Here is a 23,579-nt window from a genome sequence, read left to right on the forward strand (position 1 = left end):
TTTTTTTGTTGCCCGATCACTACGTGCTGCGCATGCTGTACAGCCAGGGTGTGCCGATGGAGACGCTGCGCGCCGGCGCGGACTCGGCAAAGGCACGCGAAGTCTGGCGGCTCTTCGCCGCCCACTACTCTCTGTTCCGCGGCACTCCCACCCGCCTGTGGCTGGACTACGCGTTCGAAACGCTCTTCGGTCTCAGTGAGCGCCTGAGCCCAGCGACGGCCGATCTCTACTGGGACAGGCTCTCCGAGCGGCTCGCCGCACCCGACTTCCGGCCACGCGCACTCTATGAGCGCTTTGGCTTGGAGGTCATCGCCACCACGGACAGTGCGCTCGACGATCTGGCCGCGCATACCGCGATCCGCAACTCCGGCTGGTCCGGACGCGTGCTGCCCACCTTCCGCCCGGATGCAGTGGTCGATCCGGACTTCGCCGGGTTTCGCGCAAACGTAACCAAGCTGGGTGAGATCACGCGCGATGACACATCCACCTGGAAGGGCTACCTTGCCGCACTCGCGGCGCGCCGGCGCTTCTTCCGTGACCATGGTGCGACCGCCACCGACCACGGTCACCCGACGCCGGCCACGGCTGATCTCCCGGCGTCAGAAGCAGAAGCGCTCTTCACGCGCATTCTGCGGAGCACGCAGCACTCCGCAGCCGATGCAGAGCTGTTCCGCGCGCAGATGCTGACCGAGATGGCGCGCATGAGTATCGAAGACGGGCTCGTGATGCAGTTGCACGTGGGCAGCTACCGCAACCACAATCCCCTGCTGTTCGCGGATTATGGGCGCGACCAGGGCGCGGACATCCCGATGCCGACCAGCTACGTGCATGCGCTGCATCCGCTGCTGGCGCGCTTCGGCAACGAGCGCGACTTCCACCTGATTCTCTTCACGCTGGACGAGTCCAACTACAGCCGCGAGCTTGCACCGCTGGCTGGCCATTACCCGTGCCTGCTGCTCGGGCCGCCTTGGTGGTTTCACGACAGTCCCGAGGGCATGCTGCGCTTCCGTCAGCAGACCACTGAAACGGCCGGCTTCTACAACACCGCGGGATTCAACGACGACACGCGCGCATTCCTCTCGATTCCCGGCCGACATGATGTTGGGCGCCGCATGGATGCTTCCTACCTGTCCATGCTGGTGGCGGATCACCGGCTGGACGAGGACGAGGCACTCGATGTCGCCCAGCAACTCACCGGCCCGCTGGTTCGCCGCGCATACAAGCTTCCGTAGCCAGAATCGTCACATCGATTGTCTAAAGGGGAACTCATGGCAGAAACCACGTCCGCACCTGCTGCACTGTCCGGCCCTGCACTGTTTGACCTCGGCGGCCGCCTGGCCGTAGTGCTCGGCGGCACCACCGGCATCGGCCGGGCAATCAGCATCGGACTCGCAGCCGCGGGCGCGGATGTTGTCGCGACGGGCCGACGCCCGGAGCCGCTCGAAGAGACGGCGAGCGCGATCGAGCAGCACGGGCGGCGAACACTGCGTTTTCCTGCAGACGTCAGCGATCGCGCGAGCCTCGAAGCACTACGAGATCGCGTAGCAGAGCTCGGCCCCGTCGATATCCTCGTCAATTGCGCCGGTCGCATTCGTCGCGTCCCCACCCTTGAGATCGACGAACAGGAGTGGAACGGCGTACTCGATACCAATCTCACCGGAACGCTCCGGGGCTGCCAGGTCTTTGCGCCGCAAATGCTGGAGCGCGGACGCGGGCGCATCATCAACATCGCCTCGCTCAATAGCTTCGTCTCGTTCCACGAGGTCGCCTCGTATGCCGCCAGCAAGGCCGGGGTTGCGGCACTCACGCGCTCGCTCGCCGTGGAATGGTCACGCCGCGGCGTGCTGGTGAACGCGATCGCACCCGGCATCTTCCGCACCACTCTGAACCAGGAGCTGCTCGACGCAACACCGCGCGGCAACGAACTTTTGATGCGCACACCGCAGGGCCGCTTCGGCCGCACAGAGGAGTTAGTCGGTGCCGCGATCTTCCTTGCCTCGGAGGCGGCCAGCTACGTCACGGGCATCGTGCTGCCCGTTGATGGCGGCTTCCTTGCGTCCGGGGTGAATCAGTAAACTGGAGGAGGGCCGGACCATGATTCCTCTCATCCTCGTTCTCGTCCTCCTGGCATGCGTTACAGCGGCTCTCCTCTGGCGTCGCTCGCGCACGCTCGACCGGATAAAAAGCATTCGTGGCTATGCGGACGAACAGGGCTTCACCTTTCTCGATCACCAGCTTCCGGGCGAGCTCGATCTGAGTCACAGCTCCGTGCGCGAGATGAAGTCGGCCGCCAACGTTTTCTCCGGCACACGTTCGGACAAGCGATTCGTCTTCTTTGATTGCCAGGTTCCGTCCGGCCGCACGAACCGCACGCAGTCTGTTCTCGCGCTCCACCAGTACCCCGGCGAGTACCCTGCCGCCCGTTGGGACCGCGAGCTGCGCGAAGAGCGGTCAGGCGAGTGGAAGCTGATCTACCACGAGGGGCACGCCTGGTCCGTCAGCGAGATCGACGCACACCTGTCCACTCTTTAGCCGGATCGCGCACTTCCCCGTCGCAAGAGCAGTCGCCGCCACAAGGGCGCACCCCATGTGGTGACCGCGAGCAACGCACCGAAGAGCACCACTGCGTCAATGCTCTCGCGGCCCTGCCGCGACCAGTACGCCGCTGCATCCAGATTCAGCCAGAGTGCAAACTCGTCCAGTGTCAGTGCAGCCCCCACGCCGTATCCGATCGCCACGAGACGGCTGAGCAGGATGTCGCCCGGCCGGGTGCCCTGACCCACCTCCGCCAGCGTGGCGTGTCCGGTGATCAGCAGCAGCAGGATGCCCCAGACAAGGTGGTGAATGTGCCGGCCACCGATCTCTACATATCCAAACGGACCGATGTGGTGCGTGATGGAATACACCAGCAGCCGCACTGCCAGGAATGTGATGAAGAAGCTGAGTGATGCGAGGAAGAGCCGGCGGTGCGGGCGATCCGGAATCTGCTGGTGCACGATGCGACCCAGCCGCGTCAGGCGCAGCAGCAGCACCAGGACGATTGCAAGCGCGACGATGAAGAGGAGCAGGATGAGCGCACCCGAAATGTGCATGAACAGCATGATGCGTGCGCTGGCACGGTGTGGCAATGCCACATTCCGATTGCTGCTTGGAACTGCGCACCGCAACGGCACGCGCATACGGCTATGCAGACGACCAGCGGGGTCTAAGTCTGCTCGAGCATGCGACGAATGCCGCGGATCGCCTGGCGAGTGCGCTCTTCGTTCTCGATCAGTGAGAAGCGCACGTGCCCATCCCCATAATGGCCAAAGCCGATGCCAGGGCTGACCGCGGTCTTCGCCTCGCGCAGCAGCTTCTTCGAAAACTCGAGCGAGCCGAGCGGGCGGTACAGCTCAGGGATGCGCGCCCAGACGAACATCGTGGCGCGTGGCAGCTCGACCGGCCAGCCAATCTTGTTGAGGCCGCCCACCAGCACATCGCGGCGCTTGCGATAGGTGTCCGCAATCTGCGCAACGCACTCCTGCGGTCCTTCGAGTGCCTGAATTGACGCGACCTGGATGGGGGTGAACGTGCCGTAATCGAAGTAGCTCTTGATTCGCGTCAGTGCACCGACCAGTTCGCGGTTGCCGACCATAAAGCCCACACGCCAGCCCGGCATGTTGTAACTCTTCGAGAGCGTGAAGAATTCGACCGCAATGTCCTTCGCGCCCGGCACCTCGAAGACGGAGGGTGACCGGTAGCCATCGAAGGCGAGATCGGCGTACGCGAAGTCATGCAGCAGGTAGATCTGCTCGGCACGACAGAACTCGACAACACGTTCGAAGAAAGCACGATCCACGGTCTGTGCCGTCGGATTCGAGGGAAAGTTGAGCAGCAGCATCTTCGGCCTGGGCCGCATCGCCGGCAGCTCATGCTTCAGCCGATCAAGAAAGCTCTGCGGATCGGACAGCTCGAGCGAGATCACCTGCGCGCCCGCAATGGTGGGTCCGTAGATGTGGATGGGGTAGCTCGGGTTGGGAACGAGAATCGCGTCCTGTTCATCGAGCGTTGCGAGGCACAGGTGCGCGATACCTTCCTTTGACCCGATGGTGACAATCGCCTCAGTGTTGGGATCGAACTCCACTCCATAGCGTCGCTGGTACCAGTCGCAGATCGCTTTGCGCAGCCGTGGAATTCCCTTCGACAGCGAGTAGCGATGCGTCGAGTCGCGCGCGGCTGCCTCGATGAGTTTGGCAACGATGTGCGGCGGCGTCGCGCCATCCGGATTGCCCATGCCGAAGTCGATGATGTCTTCACCGCGGCGACGCGCCTCCGCCTTCATCTCCCCGGTCGTGTTGAAGACGTACGGCGGCAGCGAGGCAAGGCGGCGAAAGGCTTCCAAGTGCGGGTCTCCTGCGCTCTATTGTGCCTCACGACTCCGTCACAGCGTTGTCCCCGAATCTGCACGTGCACTGGAGTGCGCGCATTCCGACATGCGCCAGTTCTGACCACTTCCGCAGAGGGGAGCGCAGGCCGGGCTTGATACACTCAGCCTGACTCTCCAACGTCTCGTTATGTCAAGCACCCCCAGGCAGGCCCCTCCTCTTCTCAGTCCGGAACCCGCGGTTCGCGGGCGCGATCAGAGATCGCTCTGGGTGCTACTGATTCTCGTCTCTGCCGTGGCGCTGACGCTCGAGGTTCGGCACTTCTGGCCGTTCATCACGGACGACGCATATATCTCGTTGCGCTACAGCCAGCGGCTGCTGCAAGGCCACGGCCTCACGTGGAACGATCTCCCGCCGCGCGTCGAGGGCTACACCAATCTGCTGTGGGTTCTGCTCTGTGCTGTGCTTGGCGCGATCGGCATGAACCTGGAGACTGCAGCCCATCTGCTTGGGATCGTCTCCACCATCGCCGTATTGAGCGCAGTGGCCGCACAGGTCTACCGCGACTTTCCTGCGAAGCTCCGCTTTGTCTCAGCCCTGGTGCCGTGCCTCGCCCTCTGCTGCAGCGCACCAATCGCTGTGTGGGCGATCGGAGGACTCGAGCAGCCACTGCTCTCTGCATTTGTCGCGTGGGCCGCCTTCTTCGCCCTGCGTTGGATCTCTGCCTCTAGGGGAAACCCCAGAGATGCCGACATCGCCGGTCTGCTCCTCGGCTTCGCGGTGCTCACGCGCGCGGATGGGGCCCTGTTCACTGCCCTGTTTTTCGCCGGCGCTGTACTGGCGGACGGCATCCGGGTACGCTCGCTACTCACGCGCGTGCGCATCACTCTCATTCCCGCTGTGGTATTCCTCGGGCAGGAGCTCTTCCGGCACGCGTATTACGGTGAGTGGGTTCCCAACACTGCATATGTCAAGGTGGCGTTCACCCTGCATCGGCTGAGTACTGGCCTCAAGTACGACATGCGGTGCACCGGTGCAAACGCTGTCTTCTTTGTGCTCGCCTTGATTGGTGCGGTCGCGCTCTGGATCGGCGGCAAGCGGCGGCAGGTGATTTTCCTGGCCACAGCTTCCATCGGATGGCTGCTGTACATTTTGGTGATCGGTGGCGATATCTTCCCCGCCGCGCGCCACTTCGTTCCATCCATGGCGCTGATGGGGTTCTTGATTGCTGGCTGCGGACTACTCACCCTCAGCGCACCCTTCCGCTTCTCCCGCATTCGCGTGGCATTGTTTCTCGGGCTCGCACTCCTGACCCTGACATCCAACCTGTTCTCCCCGGTCGAAACATGGGAGCGGGAAGGCAAGTCGATCGGTCTGTTCCTGCGCACTGCCTTCGGCGCGCAGCACCCGTTGCTGGTCTCAGACGCTGCCGGCGTGGTGCCCTTCTACTCGCAATTGGAGTCGATCGATCCGCTCGGTTTGAACGATTACCACATTGCACGTCACTTCGCGGTCTATCGCGGCCATGGCTTCGTCGGGCATGAGCTCGGCGACGGCGCCTATGTTCTCGACCACAAGCCAGATCTGCTGCTGCTTTCAGACTTTCATAGCACCATCGCACTCGCGGCCGATCGCGAGCTCGAGCAGGACCCGCGCTTCGCCATGTATCAGCTCATCCACTTCGACGCGAGCACCCCCTACCCGTATCGCGCAGGCATCTTCATTCGCCGAGTCGATGGCAAGCTGGGCATCGAACAGACCGGAGACAAGGTCACGATCCCGGCATACCTCGCAAAGCTGAACGATGCGAATGCAGTGCGCCTGATCGACAGCCATGCGGAGCTGGTCATAGCACCCCAGGGAACGGCGTCGTTCACCGGGATTCCGGCCAGCCAGGGCTGCTGGATTCCGAGCCTGGCCGGCGCGGGCACGCCACACCTCTCCATCGGGTCAGATGGGAATGCCAGCACCGGCAACTCTTGCCTGCAGCCTGGAAGGGACGGAACCGTCTCGCTGACAGTTCACAACCAGGGCGACGCGCCGGCAACGCTTGCACAGGTCCTGCTAGACCGGAAGAGATCGTAACTCTTCCTGCAAAGTATTCGGATGAATCTGAGAGTCCACTGATCGTGGTCCGATCAACACCACTCGCGCAGGCTCGACCGTGTTTGTGCCCTGCTCGATCGCGCACGCACAATCGAATCACGCCTATTCGCTTGATACACTCACCCTGGACTACACACCCTCCCCATGTCGAGTACGCCTAGCCGGGTCCGCCCACTTCTGAGCCCGGAACCGGACACCCGATCCCGCGATCTGACCTTGCCAGCACTGCTGACAGTAGCGGCTTTGTGTGCCATTGCGCTTGCATTCCAGATTCATCACTTCCGCTACTCAATCACGGACGACGCATTCATCTCTCTTCGTTACAGCCAGCGTCTGCTACAGGGGCGCGGGCTGACCTGGAACGACATGCAGCCGCGTGTTGAGGGATATACCAATCTGCTGTGGGTTCTGCTCTGTGCCGGACTTGGTGCGTTGGGCGTGGGTCTCGAAACATCGGCGCGGGTGCTCGGCATTACGTCCACGGTCGCTGCCATCGCGGCCGTGGTGGCGCACGTGTTTCGCGAGTACCCCAGGAAATTGCGGTTCCTCGCAGCACTGATCGCTTCGCTCGCGATGGTGCTCAGTGCGCCGATCGGGATGTGGACGGTCGGGGGCCTCGAGCAGCCACTGCTGGCTGCCTGCGTCGCGTGGGCCGCTTACTTCGGCGTGCGCTGGGTGGCAACGTCGCGCCCCACCTCGCGAGACGCTCGTCTTACAGGACTGATGCTCGGGCTCGCGCTACTCTCCCGCGCGGATGCCGTGCTCTTCACCGTCCTGTTCTATGCCGGCGCAGTGCTGGCAGACGGCCTGCGTCCGCGCAGCCTGATCGCGCGAGCGCGCCTGCTGCCTCTTCCATTACTGTTGTTCGCCGCGCAGGAGCTCTTTCGCAAGGAATACTACGGGGCTTGGGTTCCTAACACTGCGTACGTGAAGGTGGCGTTCACGCTGCATCGGCTCTACACCGGGCTTCGTTACGACGTATACGGAGCGGGAGCCGACTGCGTCTTTCTGCTGCTCGTGGCGATCGGTACTGTCGCCCTCTGGATTGGCGGCAAACGGCGGCTGGTCATCCTCCTCGGCACCGCCTCGCTGGGTTGGCTCGTCTACATCTTCGTCGTGGGTGGCGACATCTTCCCTGCGTATCGACACTTCGTCCCAGCCATGGCGCTGATGTCCTTTCTGATCGCGGGATGCGGTCTGTTCACGCTCGGCGCACCTCATCGCTTTTCGCGACTGCGAGTCGCCGCGCTGCTCACTCTCACTACGCTGGTTCTCACGTCAGACCTGACGGTGGCTTCGGACCGGAACGTCGAGCAAGGCAAGTCAGTGGGCCTCTTCCTGCACGACGCGTTCGGCGCGAAACATCCCCTGTTTGCGTCCGATGCGGCAGGCGTTATGCCGTTCTACTCCGAGATGCCTGCGATCGATCCGCTGGGCTTGAACGACTATCACATTGCGCGCCATCCCGCGCCGCACCGTGGTCAGGGTTGGGTTGGTCATGAGTTGGGTGACGGCAAGTATGTTCTCGATCTGAAGCCGGACCTGATCATGCCCGCGAACTTCGATGGCAGAATGGATCTGTCGGCCGACCAGCAGCTAGTGGAAGATCCACGCTTCGCGCGGGACTATCAGGCCATCCGTGTCGATACAGATGCTGCACTGCCAACTCGCTCTATCCTTTACGTTCGTCGCGTGGACGGGCCGCTTGGGATCACAGCGTCCCCGCAACACGTCACCGTGCCAGCCTACCTGGCCACCGTCAAGGATGCGAACGCAGTCCGCCTGGTCGGCGGCAAAGCACAGCTCGTGATTCCGCCGCATGGCTCCGCATACTTCACAGCGATCCCGCTTGCAAAAGGGCAATGGAATATCGCGCTCGAAGGCAGTCAGGCATCGCATCTGCTAGTTCATTCCGAGCCCACCGGTTCGGCATGCACCGCGTGCCTTCATGCAGACGCGAATGGATCCGCAACGATCGTGATCGAGAACCCGGACAATGCACCGGGAGTGCTTTCCGATGTTCAACTAACCAGGGTGAAAGAGTAGCTGCCGCGGTCGCGCTCATTCGTCACGAATGGGCATTGCTGAGCGAGGGCAGTGCCGCACCATTCCGGACATAGATACGGTAGCCGTGCTTCTGCTCCGCTGGGAACTGACGCGTAACGACCACTCGGTAGTTCTCTGCTAAGTATCGTTCAAACATCGGCCACTCATCGAGCTTTGCAAAAGTGGGTGGGCGATTGAACCACTCGTTTGACAATACAAACACCGTGGGTGGATTCGCCTGAACCATTTTCCAGAACCGCTCGCGATAGGAATCCACCTCTTGGCTATTCTCGGGGGCGAACAACAACAGATCTCCCATAGAACCTGTGCTTTGCACGATGTGCAGGTGATAAAGCACATTGAGGCAGCCGTCGACCATGTCAAGACATTGAATGCTGCGATTGATCCGACTGGGACCGAGGCGGCTCAGATCTTGCTCGAGTGCCGGCGTGTACTCATGGGCAGGCACATCGTGCCGCATGCGGTAGATGTACCAGGGCGCCAGCGCGAGGCAACTGACGCTGAGTGCGGCGACGGCTATGCCGCGCCTCCAGCCAGGGTCTCGCAGTGCTTCGGTAAGAATGATTGCCATCCAGAGAAACAGAAATGCAGTCGCTGTGTAGCGGTGATACGCGAAACCTTTGCCTTGAACAAAGTAGGACAGAGCGCCAAACCCAGCACCAAGCAGGAGAGCCAAACGCTCCCAACTTATCTGGGCACGACTGCCTACCGCAACAGCGACGGCACAAGGTAGCAACACCAGGGCAGCGACAGGCAGGCTAACTCGAATCATCACCCGCAGAGGAGGACGACCGAGCGAAGCGTAAAAAGGAGTCAGCTGGCGGGTGATCGCGATCAGCGCCGCCGTTGCGTGCTGATTCGAGAGAAAGATCGCCACAGGTATTGCGGCGAGTGCCGCTCCGAGAAGGCTGTAGCCAATGAAAGCTGCCCATTGCCGGTTGTGTCGCCTCTTGTCCCACACAAACATAGCCAGCAGAACAAGCCCGAGAGGAGCGGCAGTGGGCTTGATTGAGGTGGCAAGCCCTAATGCCATGCCGAAGAAAAGCATCATCCAGGGGCGCTGCTGACGGCGGCTTTCAAAGAGGAAGGCATACGCCAGGATCATGAGTACGGCCATGATCTCGTCACGCTGCCCGGCACTCTGCGGGCCTTCCGAGACATGGACTAAACAGAACATCATTCCTGCGAAGACTCCCGCCACCCAGTCGTAAACGCGCGCGATCGTTGTCATAGCTAGACAGAGCATCGCGAGCAGTACAAATTCAAACATCCGCCACGCTAAATCGCCGGGACCAAATACCTTAACGGCCCAGCTATCCACGAGATATATGCCCGGCAAGTTGAAATCCAGAATGTCCCGGTACGGGGCGAAACCGTGCGCGATAAGGAAGTTGCCATAGTGAAAGACCTGCTGATCCCAGATCAGCGGCCAATGCCAGGTGATCAAGACAACTGCAAGGGCAGCGAATCCAAATGCTGCGACGATCACATAGCGAATTGCAGAGAGAGCAGGACGCAAGCCTGAATCGGGCATCTACTTGGATTCTACCGGCTCACACTCCCACGACCCTCTACTGGACCTGTGCCTCCAGCGTTGCTCGTCCAGCTGCGATGGAAGACATGCAGCACACTCCCGAGGCGGGCTGTTTGTTCTTGCAACCGGTCCATCGCGCGGCCCGAGTAGCGTTTCGTTGGCAGAGCCGCTGCAGTATGCGGGCGCTCACTGGACGCGACCGCTCCACCGGGAGCGGGACTGACAGCGGGCCGCGGAGGCTGTTGGGCGGCGTTATCGTGGTCCTCTTTGACCGGCGTCGAAGCCGCACGGACAGTCGAAGGAGGAATCGATGCAGCCATGTTCCCATCGCGCGGCACCTTCATCTGCACCACGTAGTGGACGATGACCGAAATCCGGCGATTCGACGGATCGAGTGGATCGTTCGGCACCCGTAGTTGCCGGTCTGCGAAACCGCGAACCTGCGAGATCTGCCCCAACCGCAGACCAGTGCGCTCCATCAGCCGACGCGCTGCGTTAGCGCGGTCGGAGGAGAGCTCCCAGTTTCCGTACTCGTCTGCGTACGCATAGGCGCGAGCATCGGTGTGGCCCTCGATCGAGACCAGGTTCGGCACATCGCCGAGCTGGTGCGCCAGCAGCTTCAGCAGGTCGCGCCCGTTCTGATTGAGCGTCGCGCTGCCGCTGTTAAAGAACGTACCGTCACGCGATTCAATGAGCTCGATTCGCAGCCCTTCAGGCGTAATGGTGATCTGGATCTGCTGCTTCAGTTTGACCAGCGCAGGCTGGTTGGCGATCTCCTGCTCCAGCTTCGCTTTCAGGTTGCGCAGGTCGTCGCGCGTCATCGGCATCGCCTCCGCAACCCCGGCACGGTCCGTGCCGGGAGTCGCTGCGACACCGCGTGGATCGTTGAAGTACCCGGCGATGGCCTTCCGCATGTGGTCGCTCGAGTTCATCAGCCAGAGCACGATGAACAATGCCATCATGGCCGTTACGAAATCGGCGTAGGCGACCTTCCACGCGCCGCCATGATGCGCGGCATGCGGGGCTCGCTTTCGAATGATGATGATGGGACGCACGTCTGCCATCAGGCAGCCTTTCCTTCGCTCGCCTCTGCTGCAGCCGCGGCCGAGGCAGAGCCGCCACGACACACCGCCTCTACTTCAGCGAAGCTGGGCCGCACATGCAGCGGGATAGCACGGCGTCCGATCTCAATAGCGATCTGCGGCGCACTGCCCTTGATCGTCGACAGCATCACAACCCGCAACACATGCGTATAGCAGCGCTCTTCGTCTGCAGACTTCGACATCTTCGAGCCAATGGGGCCGATCAGACCATAGCAAAGCAGGATGCCCAGGAAGGTGCCGACCAGCGCCGCCGCCACCTTGCGCCCGATCTCCTCCGGCGGTCCACCCAGGGCGCCCATCGTGATCACCACGCCCAGGACGGCAGCGACAATGCCCAAACCAGGCAGCGCGTCGGCCACCGTGGTCAATGCCGTAATAGGCAGGCTGGCGTCATGGTGCTGCACTTCCATGTCGAGCTCCATCATCTGGTCAATGTCAAAGGCCTCCACGCCCCCCCGTGATCATCATGCGCAGCGTGTCGCATACGAAGTCGCGCGTGTGATGGTCCTTAAGAAAGGAGGGGTACTCCGCAAAAAGCTTGCTGTCCTGCGGAGCCTCGATATCCTGCTCGATCGCAAGATTGCCCTCGCGCCGCGCCTTATTGAGCACGCCAAACATCATCTTCAAGGTCTGTAGATACTGCGGCTTTCCGTAGTGGCCGGAGCCAAACACGGCCCCGACTCCCGACCCGATGCCTTTCAAAATGTGCATGGGATTGGCGATCAGCAGCGTGCCGATTCCCGCTCCACCGATAATGAGCAGTTCCGCCGGCTGCACGAGCACCAGCAGGTTGCCCTTTTCCATCACGTATCCGCCGAGAACGGCGCCGAGGACGACAAGAATTCCAACAATGGCAAACAAGAGGAGACACTCCGCAGGCGAGAGTTGAAGGGACCGGCTCTCCATGGAGCCGTCTTCTCACTTATCGGCAGTTCGCAGCTAAAGGTTCAGTTGCGAGTGATTGCAGCTCCGGTAACTGTTCCTGGCACACTCTGTTGGCGTGCGAAGTATTCCCCTTCGAGCAACGACATCAACACCTGACTTTGGTACTCGCCGTCCAGCAGGATGGCATCGCGCAACACACCTTCTTCCTGAAATCCGAGCTGCGCATAGGTGTGGCGGGCACGCGTGTTGGTCACGAAGACATCGAGCCACAGCCGGTGTGCGCGATGCACTACGAACGCCCTTTCCATGGCGAAGCGAACCAGCGCACGGCCCATCCCTCGCCCCGGTGTGCGCACAGCAATGCGCTTGAGCAGGATGGCCCGGTGGGGAGAGGTAACCCCCTGCAGAATGGCAAAGCCCTCGACGGCACCGTGGTTTCCGTTGGCCTCCCCATCTGCTCTGGCCTCGCCGTCTTCGCTGCTGCTCTGAAGAATCAGGTATTCCGCATCCTCGCCTCCCATGGCCGCGCGGTGCTCATCCTCACTCCATGCGCCGATGTATTCGCGGTACTCGGGAATCTGCTCGATACCCAGGATGGGTGGGATGTCGACGGGAGTGGCCAGGCGCAGCGTCATGCAGGGAGTCTAACGGGCTCTCAATAGAAAGCTCACTTTCCCGGAGGGAGTGTCAGCCCCGCCCGCGAAAACGATTCAGTTGACGCCGGTCGCGCCCAGTCGGCCGATGCTCGGTGACCAGGCCCTGGGACATCAGCACTCGCCTCTCTTCGGCCTGCTGCTGGCGCTTGACACGGCTCTCGTCGGTTTCGCGGTAGAGCGCCTGCGCGACCGCTGCCGGGCCCCGCACCTCGCTCACACCGAGCACGTCTACGTGAAACTCGCCTCCCTCGGTGCGGATCTCCAGGCGATCCCCCGTATGCACCTCGCGCGACGGCTTGCAGGTGTGCCCGTGGCAGACGATGCGGCCCAGTTCGCAGGCGCGCACGGCGAGGGCGCGCGTCTTGAAGAAGCGCGCTACCCACAGCCACTTGTCCAGCCGTACGCCTTCCCGTGTCCCCTGCTTCTGCGGCGCACCGGCAGCCTGCACGTCCGAGCGTTGCGATCCCATGCGCCTATTGTCCAACAGCTCTGCCGGCTGCGCGACCGCACACCTGCCCTTCAGTAGCGGTCGTAATTGCGGCCATACCCACGTTCATAGCCATGCAGGTAGGCTTCGCGGTAGATCGACTTGAAATCGTCGCGGCGCAGTCCGGCATGGTTGCCATGGTCTGGCGCGTCCTCGTAACGGTCGCTGTGCGTGGGGCGGAAGCTGTGGCCGGTCTCGCGATCGCGCTCACCATCCGCAAGTCCGTCGTGATATCCGAAGCTGCGCGCGCGCTCCACCGTCTCATGCGCCGGATCGTACTGGTAATAGCCGCCGTAACGGCCAGAATCGCCATACTGCGCGAGTGCCGCGCCCGTGCCATCAAACGCCATCAGCGCAATCACAGCACTGCCCACAAGGCCTAGGGAGATTCGACGTGCCATGGTGCCTCCTTCAGGGCTGGGAGAGCCCTTTCGACTGGAGAAGAAGACACGCAACAAAGCGGCAAGTTGTGCGGTACAGAGGCCTGCAGACTTAGGGGCGAAGCCGAGGTCTAGTCGCGGGAGGAGGCAGCGGAGAGTTCCGCTTTTACATCGCTGCTCGGCTTCGGCGTGTCGAGATCACGAATCGACAGCAGAACAGTGAATTCCGTTCCAGCGTCGCTCGATTTCAGCCGGATCTCTCCGCCGTGCTTCGATTCCACGATGCGTCGCGCAATATCGAGCCCCAGCCCGGTGCCGCTGCCGACCGGCTTGGTTGTGAAGAACGGCTCGAAGATGTGCTTCTGATCCTCTTCCGAAATGCCAGGACCCTGATCAGCAATGCTGACCGCGACACGGTCGCCTTCGATGGTCGTGCGAATGCGAATCTCGCCACCCTGCGGCGATGCATCGATGGCGTTGTCGAGCAGATTGGTCCACACCTGGTTCAGCCCCGGCGCCGGGCCTTCCAGCGGCGGCAGTTCGTGAGCGAAATCCTTGCGCAGCACGATCGCCTTATGACGAAGCTTGTGGCCGAGGATGACCAGGGTGCTGTGCAGGCTTTCGTGCACGTTCAGAGCACCGCCCACGCCCTTGCCCTCGTAGGCATATTTCTTGACGGCGACGACCAAGTCGGTGATGCGGGCGATGCTCGACTCGATCGTCGAGACAAGCTGCATGTTCGAGATGACCGATTCGAGCCAGTTGAGAACGTCGGACAGGTCCTGGCCCTCGAACACAGAACGTGCACAGTTCAGCCGCTCGGCGTCCATGCCCATTTCCGCCAGGCCCGGCGCCAGCCGCCATGCGTTCTCGACGCCGGCTTCTTCAAGCCAGGTGGCCAGCTCCTCTTCCCGATCGGACTGCTCCAGCGAGCCGAGCAGCACGCAGCAGTCGCGGCGTGTCGCATGCTCCTGCAGCCCGTACATACAGGCAAGCTGCTCCGGCGTGCGCAGCTTGCTGGTGAAGCGAAGCGCGCGGTCCTGCATGCCGGAGAGGTTCTCACGCAGGTGAGAGGTGGCCCGCAGCGCAGCTGCGCCCGGGTTATTCAATTCATGCATCAGCCCAGCGGCAAGGGTGCCGAGTGAGGCGAGCTTCTCGCGCTGCACCTCGGATGCCTGGTAGGACTCCAGCCGGCGCGCCATGTTGCCCAGGATTGCTGCACGCACTCGCGGGCAGGAGAACATCAACTGCCAGAAGGCCTCTTCGTCGAAGCGCACGGCACGCACTCGTGTGACCGCCACCATCCCCACCGAGGCCTGCACGCCTTTCAGCAGCACCATTTCCCCGAAGGCCTCGCCCGCATAGTGCGGAATCAGCCGCATCGGCTCGCCTTCGCGCTCCCGCTTGCGGACCGAGATCTCGCCCTCAAGTAACACGTAAAACGAGTTCACGAACGAGTCGTCGCCGAGAATCGTTTCGCCGGCGTCACACTCGATCGTCTCCACCTCACCCAGGCAGCTCAGGTTGTCCTGCGTCAACTCGGCGAAGACAGGGACCTGGATCAGGTCCTGAAAGAGGCTCGACGACGGGACACGCTGGATGCGGAGAGTGGTTGGCTGACTGCTCATGGTTTTTGCGTTCTCTGGATCGCCCTTTCCCTTTTCAAAGCCCATGACCGTTATCGGCCCGCCATGTACTGATGGATGAACTGCACAGCGATCGACCCTTCGCCCACCGCCGAGGCCGCGCGCTTCACCGAACCATGGCGTACATCGCCCGCCACGAACAGCCCCGGCACGCTCGATTCGAGCAGGTAGGGATCACGCGGCAAAGACCAACTACGGCCGAACTGGGCACAGCGCTTCAGATCGTTTCCGCTCAAGATGAAGCCTCGTTCGTCCTTAAGCACCGCGGACGGCAGCCAGTCTGTCTTCGGCTCTGCGCCGATAAAGATGAACAGCCCTGTGGCATCGACCGTCTTCTCCCCGTCGGGGCCGTCGATCCGCAACTGCTGGAGATGGCCGTTTCCGATGGCTTCCAGCACCCGTGACCCGGTCCAAACCTCAATATTGGATTCGCGAGCGATCTCATCGATCAAGTATTTCGACATGCTGCTTTCGAGGGATGAGCCGCGCACCAGCATCACCACCCGGCTGGCATGCCGGCTGAACTCAAGTGCCGCCTGCCCTGCCGAATTGGCTCCGCCCACAACGTACACGTTTTCACCCTTGCTGGCCCGTGCCTCCGCCAGCGCCGCACCGTAGTACACACCTGCTCCGGTCAACTGGTCGACCCCGGGGACGTCCAGCCTGCGCCAGTCCACACCGGTGGCGATCAGCGAGGTCTGGCAGGAGACCTCCCGCCCGTCACCCAGGCAAATGAAGTGATAACCGCGGTCAGTGCGCAGGGAGGAAGCCTTCCCGGAAAGGAACTCGACGTGGAAGCGCGTCGCCTGCTGATAGGCACGGTTCGCTAGTTCGGCGCCGCTGAGCCCGTTCGGGAAGCCGAGATAGTTCTCGATCCGCGAGCTGGTGCCGGCCTGTCCGCCGGGCGCCATGTTCTCGATCAGCAGCGTGCGCAAACCTTCACTCGCGCCATAGACGCCCGCGGCGAGCCCGGCGAGCCCCGCGCCGATCACCACCAGGTCATAGACGTCGCTCGATGGCTGCGTGCGCAGGCCGATGCGCTGCGCCAGATCACTCTGGTCCGGCTGCTCGACGAAGCTGCCATCCCTGAAGAACAGCACGGGGAGCTTCGGCGAGGTTAGCCCCTTGCTTGCCAGCAGCTCGCGTGCCTCGTTCGAGGTCTCGATATCGTGCCAGAGGTAAGGCACGTAATTCCGCGTCAAAAACTGGCGTACCTCGTGATCCCTAAGCGAGTAGCGCGTACCGACGACCTGCATGCCTTCAAACGGCGCCTTATAAGTGCTGCACCAGGTCTCGAGAAGGTCGTCGATGATCGGGTAGAGCTTCTCTTCGGGTGGATCCCACGGCTTCGTCAGGTAGTAGTGAATGCGGGCCGCATTGATGGCCCGGATCGCCGCCTCGGTATCGGAGTAGGCCGTGAGCAGCGCGCGCTTCGCCTCCGGAAACACCTGGATGGAGCGCTCGAGCAGCTCCGTCCCGTTCATGCCTGGCATGCGCTGGTCAGAGAGAAAAAGCGCTACTGTCTCCGAACGATCGCGCAACTGCCCTGCCAGATCGAGCGCGGCCTGTCCGGACCCGGCGCGCAGGATGCGATACGTCGCGGCGTACTTGCGGCGGAGGTCCTGGACCACCGCTTCGAGCACACTCACGTCGTCGTCGATGGCGAGTATGACTGGCTTGCTCATCTGATCCCTTCGGCGGAGCCCCTCCGCCACGTTGCGTTCGCTCGCGTCTGGTTCCCGGATGCCGTGTGCTCAAGCCCGTTTCGGGCTGGCAGCTCCGTCTCAACAGTGTAGTGCCTTGCCAGCCAATCAGCAGTGCGCCGGACGCTGCTGCATATCTGCTGTCAATGACACATTTCGATGGAGCCGCCGAGCAAAAGACGCAAAGGTTGCGCTCTCTCTTGCGCCCTTGTCAAAGCGCTTCTTACGCGTGTCTACACTCCCGTAACACTATCGTGGGGTTGTCGCTACAGGCTCCATCGCCGATCTTTAGGGGGCAACATCTGGTGCGACGAATGTTTCGACACCTCCCTTTTTAAGGTGCGAGCGTTCCTTCGCTGTATCCAGCGTTTTGCTGTGAAGCAGTGCAAGCGATCTGCCGATAACGGAAGTGACAGTGCATGCGGAGTGGGGCGGGGCAGGACACAGACCTCCACACGTGGCCTCGTTGGGAAGAGATCAGTCCCCGGGGAGCGGATGCAGGAGTCGTGCACTCCGGCCGTCGGCGAAGGGACATGTAAACGAGGCACAATGAATAAGATCATTCTCGGTGACAATCAGGCCATCTTCCGCGCAGGCATCGCCAAGGTTCTGGCGAGCGAGGAAGACTTTCGTGTAGCGGCACAGTGTAGCGACATGGCTCGCATGCTGCTCGCCGTCGAGACCTATCGTTCGTCGATTGTGGTCTTCGCCTCCGCGCTCCGCCCGGAGATGACAGACTTCATGACCCGGGTCAAGACAGCGGGCAGCCGCGCCGTCGTGATCGCAGAGAACGGCGAGTCCGCCTCCTCCTATACCGCGCAGGGAGTCCGCGGCGTGGTCTACCGCAACACCACGGGCGCTGCCCTGGTGGACTGCGTGCACAAGGTGATCCATGGACTCACCTGCGTGCAGCGTCCTGCGGATGCCGGGCATGCCGAGGACGAAGATTCGGTCGGCGCACGCGTGCGCGACCGCCTCACGCCCAAGGAGATGAAGATCGTCGCCTTGATCGTGCAGGGCTGCAAAAACAAAGAGATCGCGCAGCGGCTCGGCACCACCGAGCAGGTCATCAAGAATTATCTGCGCTCGGTCTATGACAAGACTGGCGTCTCCGACCGACTGGAATTGGCGCTGTTCACCATTCATCACCGAATTCTCGCGGCCGCAGCCGCCGAGGCCGTCAATGGACTGCAGCCGCCCACACCGGGCGTGCAGCAGACCCCGGCCAACGCACTCACCGCCAATGCTCTACAGATGCGCAGCGCCTAAAACAACGCAAGCGCACATTGCAGTCATTCGGCCTTCTACAGCCCTCCGCAAGGAGGGCTTCTGTTTTGACCCGCACTCTCGCCGATTCCCAATTCGGCACCAGCGCAGATGAGAGCTGAGCGGGAGCTCACCGACCGCCACCCTCACCGTGATCGTCACTGACTTAGACACGCGTTGCTCATCGCCAGGCACGGGAACGCGTCGCTACCCAATATGGGAAGCCTGCTGATGCACCAGCGCAAGCTGACTCCCTGCCCCGTAAGCCGAGCCTCCCCCAAATCTGTTCCTCTGGATCACGCCGCCTTGGGTCCGGCAAGGCTGGCATCGCGTTAGTTACTGTCCATGTGTTTGACCTGCGGCGCGTTCTCTCCGCATGCGCGGTGAAATGTTGCTGGCCGAGGGAAACCACTAGCGCAACATAAACAGGCAACTAGTAGGGTCCGCGAACCTCGGTGTTACAGGTGAGCACAGGATCGCGTTCGCCAGCGCAACCGACTCGTTCGGCCCTATGTCGCGGCATCCTAATCAGCAGCATTCTCACCCTCCGCTGCGAGTCCCGGCATGCCCGCGATCTCCACCTCTCATCGCATGATCGACTCTTCACTTCTTGAGGCCAAACCTCTATGAGCCAGACGATTTGCTCCGATATCCCTGCCCGGCTCGACAATCTGCCGTGGTCACGCTGGCACGTCCGCATCCTGATTGCGCTCGGCACGTCCTGGCTGCTCGATGGACTAGAGGTCACGCTGGTAGGCTCGCTCGCCGGCATCCTCACCAGCCCGAGCGGTCTCAGCCTCACGGATAAGCAGGTCACCGGCGCAGCAACGACGTACCTGATCGGCGCGGTCTGGGGCGCGCTGCTCTTCGGCTATCTGACGGATCGTCTCGGGCGCCGCAAGCTGTTCCTGCTTACGGTCGCGACTTACTCGATTGGTACGCTGGCGAGCGCATTCTCGTGGAATTTCGCCTCTTTTGCGCTCTTCCGCACCATCACCGGCCTCGGCATCGGCGGCGAATACTCGGCCATCAACTCGGCGGTCGACGAACTGATCCCGGGCAAGGTGCGCGGCACCGTGGACCTGATCGTGAACGGCACCTTCTGGGTCGGCGGCGCTGTTGGATCGCTGGCGGCCCTGTACCTGCTCACGGGACACGCCATCGGCGGAAACCACGGCTGGCGCTACGCCTTCGGCATCGGCGGATCGCTCGGGGTGGTCATCCTGCTACTGCGCCTCTCGGTTCCGGAGTCACCACGCTGGCTCATGCTGCGCGGCCGCAACGATGAGGCCGACCGAGTCATCACCGGAATCGAGCGCAAAGTGGCTCAACACGCAGCTCTTTCGCGCCCAAGTCGGGATAAGTTGCTCGAGATCGAGCCGCGCGACCACACGCCCTGGGGCGACATCTTCCGCAACATGCTGGTCGACAACCGCCAGCGCACGATCCTCGGGCTCGCGCTGATGATCTCGCAGGCCTTCTTCTTCAACGCCATCTTCTTCAGCTACGGGCTGGTGGCCAAGCGCTACTTCCACGTGCCGGATAACCGCATTCCGCTGCATCTGCTTCCGTTTGCTATCGCCAGCTTCCTCGGACCGCTGACGCTTGGGCGCCTCTTCGACTCCGTGGGCCGCAAGCGCATGATCACCGCCACCTACGGCATCGCCGGAGTGCTGCTCATCGCCACGGCGATTCCCTTCGCCATGGGCAGGCTGAACGGCCTGGGTGTGGGCATCATGTTCAGCATCATCTTCTTCGTCGCCTCTTCCGCAGCCAGCGCGGCATACCTCACGGTCAGTGAGATTTTTCCGCTTGAGATTCGCGCCTTTGCCATCGCGATCTTTTATGCCGTCGGCACGCTGGTGGGCGGCGCCGGGGCACCCATCCTGTTTGGGTGGCTGGTCAGTCAGGGCACGCGCATTCCGCTGGCGATTGGCTACACATTCGGTGCAGTGCTGATGCTCATCGCTGCCGTCGCGGAGATGAAGATCGGCATCGAGGCGGCGGGACGCTCACTCGAAGAGATCTCGAAGCCGCTGCAGAGCCGCTCGCGCAGCGCCTGAGTCATCGCTGCTGCTGGACTCCAGAATTGGCTGAAAGGCAGTAGCGGCTTCGAAGAGCGCTACTGCTGCTTTTTGATGATGCTGATGCCGCCGTTGCGCTCGAGAATCGCGTACTCCACGTCTTCGAGGGTTCGTACACCCTTGCCGCGGGCTGCCGCCATGATGTCGTTCTCATCCAGCCGCATGCCGCGCATCACTTCCTCACGCCACTGCCCATGCTCGAGCACCACGAGTGGCGTGCCGTCCACGATGGCGCCGACGCGCGGCCACTTCAGCTTCGCCCACGACACCAGACTGTGCAGCAGCCCGACCGTGATGATCGCGCAGGTGCAGTTCGTGACGGAGCGATCGTTCGAGACGGTGGACAGGATGATGATCCCGCCGATCAGGAAGACGATCACAAACTCAAACATGGTCATCTGCGCGCCCGGCCTGCGTGTCAGCACGCGTACCGTCAGCAGCAGGAAGAAGTAGCCCACGATGGCGTGAACGATGGTGCTCATCTGTCTTTCCCCTTCGAAGGCACTCAGCCCAGCCCGCTTAAGGCACAACGAAAATATGGATCGGTTCAACCGGGCCGTTGGCAGCCTGCACGTGCAGTGTGACCGGTCCCGCATGGCCGGGCTGCAGGGCGAACTCCAACCGCGCCGGCAGGTCCCTTGTCGGGAACAGATAGCGCACTCCGCCACGTTCGATCGTCGAGCTTGCCGGTTCGGGAATCACGCGCTGGTTACCCAGCTTGCCCGAGAGTTCATCGCTAAACCAGATGCTTGCCTGCCCATTCGAGAGCGCCGCCGGGCCGAAATCCACGGTCAGGACGGACGGCGTGTTCACCCGTTCCACGCGGTCGTACTCTAACTGCGCAGCGCTGTTCGGCAGGACGCGCCGGGTCTTCTCCAACCATCCACTGCCGAAGCCGCCCAGCAGGTCGAAGAGAACAATGATGGTGAACATGCCGAGCACGACACGCTCAACGGACCACCAGCGGCGTTGGAACTGAACATCCTCGCCGACGGCGAGTCGGTTGTCGATCTTCGGGACTGGGTCGCCGATCTCCTGCATGGATGCATGTGCCATGGACCTGCACTACTCCTGTGCCGCCGGACGCGAGTGCGTGTCCGGCGCCTTGTGTCTGCCCTTACTCAGGCGTTCTGATCTTTGGGGATGATGCTGATCTCGCCGTTGCGCTCGAGCACCGCGTATTCCACTTCATCCAGATTCGTGATGCCCTGCTCGCGCGCCGACGCCATCACGTCTTCATAGGCAATGCGCGAGTGCTGCAACACATCGGTACGCGCGTGGCCCTTCTCAGACAGCAGCAAAGGCGTGCCATCGACAAGGCTTGCGAATCGGCTGGAGCGTGCGCGCATCCAGGCGATCGCTGCATGCAGCAGCGCCACCGTCATGATCTGGCACAGTGCGTTAGTAAGAGAGGCCTCCTGCGCGACCATCGCGGTCAGCATCAGCCCGCCCATGAAGAAGATCAGCACGTACTCGAACGGAGTCAACTGCTTGCCAGGACGCCGCCCCACCACACGCACCATGAAAACCAGAAACAGGTAGCCGTAGGCCGCCCGTAGTACCGCACCCATGCTTGACCCCTTACTGCTTGGATGCGCAGCGGCAGCGGAGTTGTCCGGGACCATGCATTGCTCGCCCGGGTTTCCCTTACTCGCGCCTTCAGCCGGTGCCTTCATCTTTGCGAGGACGGACCAAGATGCCGCCAGCGGCAAGATTGTCACCACGACTGATCGCACCCATAGCCACTCTCCCTGGCGCGTAGTTGTTTCTCTAACACGAAGGATGTATTCGAAGCTCGTCGTTACAGAAGTAAGGTGCCCTTTGGACGATATCGGGCTTACTATCCGAGTCGCTCTCCCATTTACGAACACAGCGAGGTCGCTGCTTGCGTCACGTTCTCCCAACACTGGCCCTGATGTCTGGACTGGGCATCCTGGTCAGTTGCAGCTCCTCCGGAACCTCATCCAGCGGCACAGCCAATGCCAACGCCAGCGCCAACGTCATGCTGAGCGATCCGGCCACCTGCCAGGCGCCGAACGGGCCTTTCGCGCACGTCTACGTCACCATCACTGATGTAAAGGCGAGTACAAACGGCAGTGCCGGCGACAACGACTCGAGCTTCGTGGATCTGACACCCGGGCTCTCGTCTGCACCAAGGCAGATCGACCTGCTCGGGCAGGCGAACAATCAGTGCTTCCTTGCCAGCCTCGGCGCAACGCAGCAGCTTCAGCCGGGGAGCTACCAGCAGATCCGGGTGCTGCTTGCCGACAACACCTCGACGGTCGCGAACAACGTCTGCAACGGCTCAGCGAATTGCGTGGTGTTGAACGACGGCACCGTCGCTCCCCTGCAGCTCTCGAGCGAATCAAAGACCGGAATCAAGATTCCCTCCGGCCAGATCGCCTCCGGACAGTTCAACATCGAGAGCGGCCAGACGAAGGATCTCGACATCGACTTCAACACTTGTGTGTCGATCGTGCGCGAGGGAAATGGCAAGTACCGGCTGAAGCCGGTTCTGCATGCGGGCGAGGTGAGCACGACGGCGACCTCGATCAACGGCACCGTGCTCGATGGCTCGACCGGCAAGCCGGTCAACGGCAACGTGATCGTTGCACTCGAGCAGAAGGATCCCGCTGGAGTCGACCGTATCTTCATGTCGGCGTCGACAGACGGCTCTGGCGGATTCGTCTTCTGCCCACTGCCGGCCGGGTCCTATGACCTGGTGATCGTGGCAGAGACGAGCGCCGGGACCGCCTTCTCTCCGGCTGTCATCACGGGCATCAGCCCGGGGCAGACGGTGGCAAACGTTCTGCTGCAGGCAGCTGCCGCACCAGCGACGCTCACAGGTGTAGTCACGTCCCAGGGTGCCTCCGCCGCAACGGCCGCAGACATCCAGCTCAGCTTCCTGGAGGCTGCGTCGAGCAGCCTGACAGTCACCGTCCCGCTGCTGCCGAACGCGACCCAATCGGCGGCCATGCTGTCACTCGCGACGGCATCGGGCACAACCTGCGCCAACGGCACCGACTGCGCCGCCTATAGCGCCAATCTACCGGCGGGCGCTGCCTACCTGGGGGCGTATGCCTCGAGCGGCATCACCCTGGCCCAGGCGACCACCTCGGGGTACACAGCGGATGCCTTCGCCTACGTTCCCTCGCAGGGCGGCACGTCAGACTGCTCGCCCAGCGAGTTGAAATCGTCCACACCAGTGCCGCCGGTCGCCGGCAGCACAGCCACCGTCCCCACCCTGGTGTTCGCCGGCTGCCAGTAACGCGATCCTGTTGAAATCGGGCGTGGACAA

At 62.2% G+C, this 23,579-nt stretch carries 22 protein-coding genes; 8 read left to right on the forward strand and 14 right to left on the reverse strand.

Annotated elements, in window-relative coordinates; translation table 11 throughout:
• From uxaC to AC5IJH_RS11780, 3 genes are all read left to right on the forward strand, one after another.
• Positions 1-1,232, forward strand: a 1,232-nt coding sequence (gene uxaC / locus AC5IJH_RS11770; RefSeq protein WP_491903015.1) for a glucuronate isomerase, incomplete at its 5' end; no start/stop codon positions are given.
• A 36-nt stretch (positions 1,233-1,268) separates the two neighbouring features.
• Entirely contained in the window at positions 1,269-2,075 is an 807-nt protein-coding gene (locus tag AC5IJH_RS11775; RefSeq protein ID WP_491903016.1) for an SDR family NAD(P)-dependent oxidoreductase, read from the forward strand.
• Between the two features lie 19 nt (positions 2,076-2,094).
• Positions 2,095-2,532, forward strand: coding sequence for a hypothetical protein (locus tag AC5IJH_RS11780; RefSeq protein ID WP_491903017.1), 438 nt, complete (start codon positions 2,095-2,097; stop codon positions 2,530-2,532).
• Here the strand turns inward: AC5IJH_RS11780 and AC5IJH_RS11785 are convergent.
• Together AC5IJH_RS11785 and alaC are read right to left on the reverse strand one after the other, a co-directional pair.
• Entirely contained in the window at positions 2,529-3,134 is a 606-nt protein-coding gene (locus AC5IJH_RS11785) for a hypothetical protein (protein WP_491903018.1), read from the reverse strand. The two genes, AC5IJH_RS11780 and AC5IJH_RS11785, sit on opposite strands and share 4 nt — an antisense overlap.
• A 71-nt stretch (positions 3,135-3,205) precedes the next feature.
• Positions 3,206-4,321, reverse strand: a complete 1,116-nt coding sequence (gene alaC / locus AC5IJH_RS11790) for an alanine transaminase (protein ID WP_491903068.1) — start codon at positions 4,319-4,321, stop codon at positions 3,206-3,208.
• A gap of 313 nt (positions 4,322-4,634) precedes the next feature.
• Between alaC and AC5IJH_RS11795 the strand changes: the two genes are divergently transcribed.
• Positions 4,635-6,449, forward strand: a complete 1,815-nt coding sequence (locus tag AC5IJH_RS11795) for a DUF8728 domain-containing protein (protein WP_491903019.1) — start codon at positions 4,635-4,637, stop codon at positions 6,447-6,449.
• 237 nt (positions 6,450-6,686) lie between these two features.
• A complete protein-coding gene (locus AC5IJH_RS11800) occupies positions 6,687-8,516 on the forward strand; it encodes a DUF8728 domain-containing protein (RefSeq protein WP_491903020.1) in 1,830 nt (609 codons plus the stop codon).
• Between the two features lie 22 nt (positions 8,517-8,538).
• Here AC5IJH_RS11800 and AC5IJH_RS11805 read toward each other — a convergent pair whose 3' ends face one another.
• The 9 genes from AC5IJH_RS11805 to AC5IJH_RS11845 form a co-directional block, all read right to left on the reverse strand.
• Positions 8,539-10,071 (reverse strand): glycosyltransferase family 39 protein, encoded by a 1,533-nt coding sequence (locus tag AC5IJH_RS11805; protein ID WP_491903021.1) that lies wholly within the window; start codon positions 10,069-10,071, stop codon positions 8,539-8,541.
• 11 nt (positions 10,072-10,082) lie between these two features.
• The gene (locus AC5IJH_RS11810) at positions 10,083-11,135 is read right to left on the reverse strand and encodes a flagellar motor protein MotB (protein WP_491903022.1); all 1,053 of its coding nucleotides are present in this window, start codon (positions 11,133-11,135) and stop codon (positions 10,083-10,085) included.
• The gene (locus AC5IJH_RS11815) at positions 11,135-11,623 is read right to left on the reverse strand and encodes a MotA/TolQ/ExbB proton channel family protein (RefSeq protein ID WP_491903023.1); all 489 of its coding nucleotides are present in this window, start codon (positions 11,621-11,623) and stop codon (positions 11,135-11,137) included. The genes AC5IJH_RS11810 and AC5IJH_RS11815 overlap by 1 nt, the downstream gene beginning before the upstream one ends.
• The gene (locus AC5IJH_RS11820; protein ID WP_491903024.1) at positions 11,610-12,035 is read right to left on the reverse strand and encodes a motility-associated protein; all 426 of its coding nucleotides are present in this window, start codon (positions 12,033-12,035) and stop codon (positions 11,610-11,612) included. Before AC5IJH_RS11820 ends, AC5IJH_RS11815 begins: the two co-directional genes overlap by 14 nt.
• An 86-nt stretch (positions 12,036-12,121) precedes the next feature.
• On the reverse strand, positions 12,122-12,694 hold the full coding sequence (locus AC5IJH_RS11825; protein ID WP_491903025.1) for a GNAT family N-acetyltransferase: 573 nt from the start codon (positions 12,692-12,694) through the stop codon (positions 12,122-12,124).
• A gap of 52 nt (positions 12,695-12,746) precedes the next feature.
• Entirely contained in the window at positions 12,747-13,184 is a 438-nt protein-coding gene (locus tag AC5IJH_RS11830) for an RNA-binding S4 domain-containing protein (protein WP_491903026.1), read from the reverse strand.
• A 50-nt stretch (positions 13,185-13,234) separates the two neighbouring features.
• The gene (locus tag AC5IJH_RS11835; RefSeq protein WP_491903027.1) at positions 13,235-13,603 is read right to left on the reverse strand and encodes a hypothetical protein; all 369 of its coding nucleotides are present in this window, start codon (positions 13,601-13,603) and stop codon (positions 13,235-13,237) included.
• A gap of 110 nt (positions 13,604-13,713) precedes the next feature.
• Positions 13,714-15,210 carry a sensor histidine kinase gene (locus tag AC5IJH_RS11840; RefSeq protein ID WP_491903028.1) on the reverse strand — a complete coding sequence of 499 codons (1,497 nt, stop codon included), beginning with the start codon at positions 15,208-15,210 and terminating at the stop codon, positions 13,714-13,716.
• Positions 15,211-15,260: 50 nt separating this feature from the next.
• Positions 15,261-16,913 carry an FAD-dependent oxidoreductase gene (locus AC5IJH_RS11845; protein WP_491903029.1) on the reverse strand — a complete coding sequence of 551 codons (1,653 nt, stop codon included), beginning with the start codon at positions 16,911-16,913 and terminating at the stop codon, positions 15,261-15,263.
• Positions 16,914-17,480: 567 nt separating this feature from the next.
• On the opposite strand from AC5IJH_RS11845, the gene AC5IJH_RS11850 reads away from it, so the two are divergent.
• Both AC5IJH_RS11850 and AC5IJH_RS11855 read left to right on the forward strand, forming a co-directional pair.
• On the forward strand, positions 17,481-18,200 hold the full coding sequence (locus AC5IJH_RS11850) for a response regulator transcription factor (RefSeq protein ID WP_491903030.1): 720 nt from the start codon (positions 17,481-17,483) through the stop codon (positions 18,198-18,200).
• A 623-nt stretch (positions 18,201-18,823) separates the two neighbouring features.
• Positions 18,824-20,260 carry an MFS transporter gene (locus tag AC5IJH_RS11855; protein WP_491903031.1) on the forward strand — a complete coding sequence of 479 codons (1,437 nt, stop codon included), beginning with the start codon at positions 18,824-18,826 and terminating at the stop codon, positions 20,258-20,260.
• A 59-nt stretch (positions 20,261-20,319) separates the two neighbouring features.
• Here AC5IJH_RS11855 and AC5IJH_RS11860 read toward each other — a convergent pair whose 3' ends face one another.
• The 3 genes from AC5IJH_RS11860 to AC5IJH_RS11870 all read right to left on the reverse strand — a co-directional run bounded on the left by AC5IJH_RS11860 (position 20,320) and on the right by AC5IJH_RS11870 (position 21,852).
• A complete protein-coding gene (locus AC5IJH_RS11860) occupies positions 20,320-20,763 on the reverse strand; it encodes a DUF421 domain-containing protein (RefSeq protein ID WP_491903032.1) in 444 nt (147 codons plus the stop codon).
• Positions 20,764-20,800: 37 nt separating this feature from the next.
• Positions 20,801-21,337 (reverse strand): hypothetical protein, encoded by a 537-nt coding sequence (locus AC5IJH_RS11865; RefSeq protein ID WP_491903033.1) that lies wholly within the window; start codon positions 21,335-21,337, stop codon positions 20,801-20,803.
• 65 nt (positions 21,338-21,402) lie between these two features.
• Positions 21,403-21,852, reverse strand: coding sequence for a DUF421 domain-containing protein (locus AC5IJH_RS11870; protein ID WP_491903034.1), 450 nt, complete (start codon positions 21,850-21,852; stop codon positions 21,403-21,405).
• A gap of 344 nt (positions 21,853-22,196) precedes the next feature.
• Between AC5IJH_RS11870 and AC5IJH_RS11875 the strand changes: the two genes are divergently transcribed.
• Positions 22,197-23,549 (forward strand): DUF4382 domain-containing protein, encoded by a 1,353-nt coding sequence (locus tag AC5IJH_RS11875; protein ID WP_491903035.1) that lies wholly within the window; start codon positions 22,197-22,199, stop codon positions 23,547-23,549.
• Positions 23,550-23,579: the final 30 nt, after the last annotated feature.

The organism is Candidatus Dedyshia acidiphila (assembly GCF_051025295.1).
Taxonomy (GTDB): Bacteria; Acidobacteriota; Terriglobia; order Terriglobales; family Acidobacteriaceae; genus KBS-83.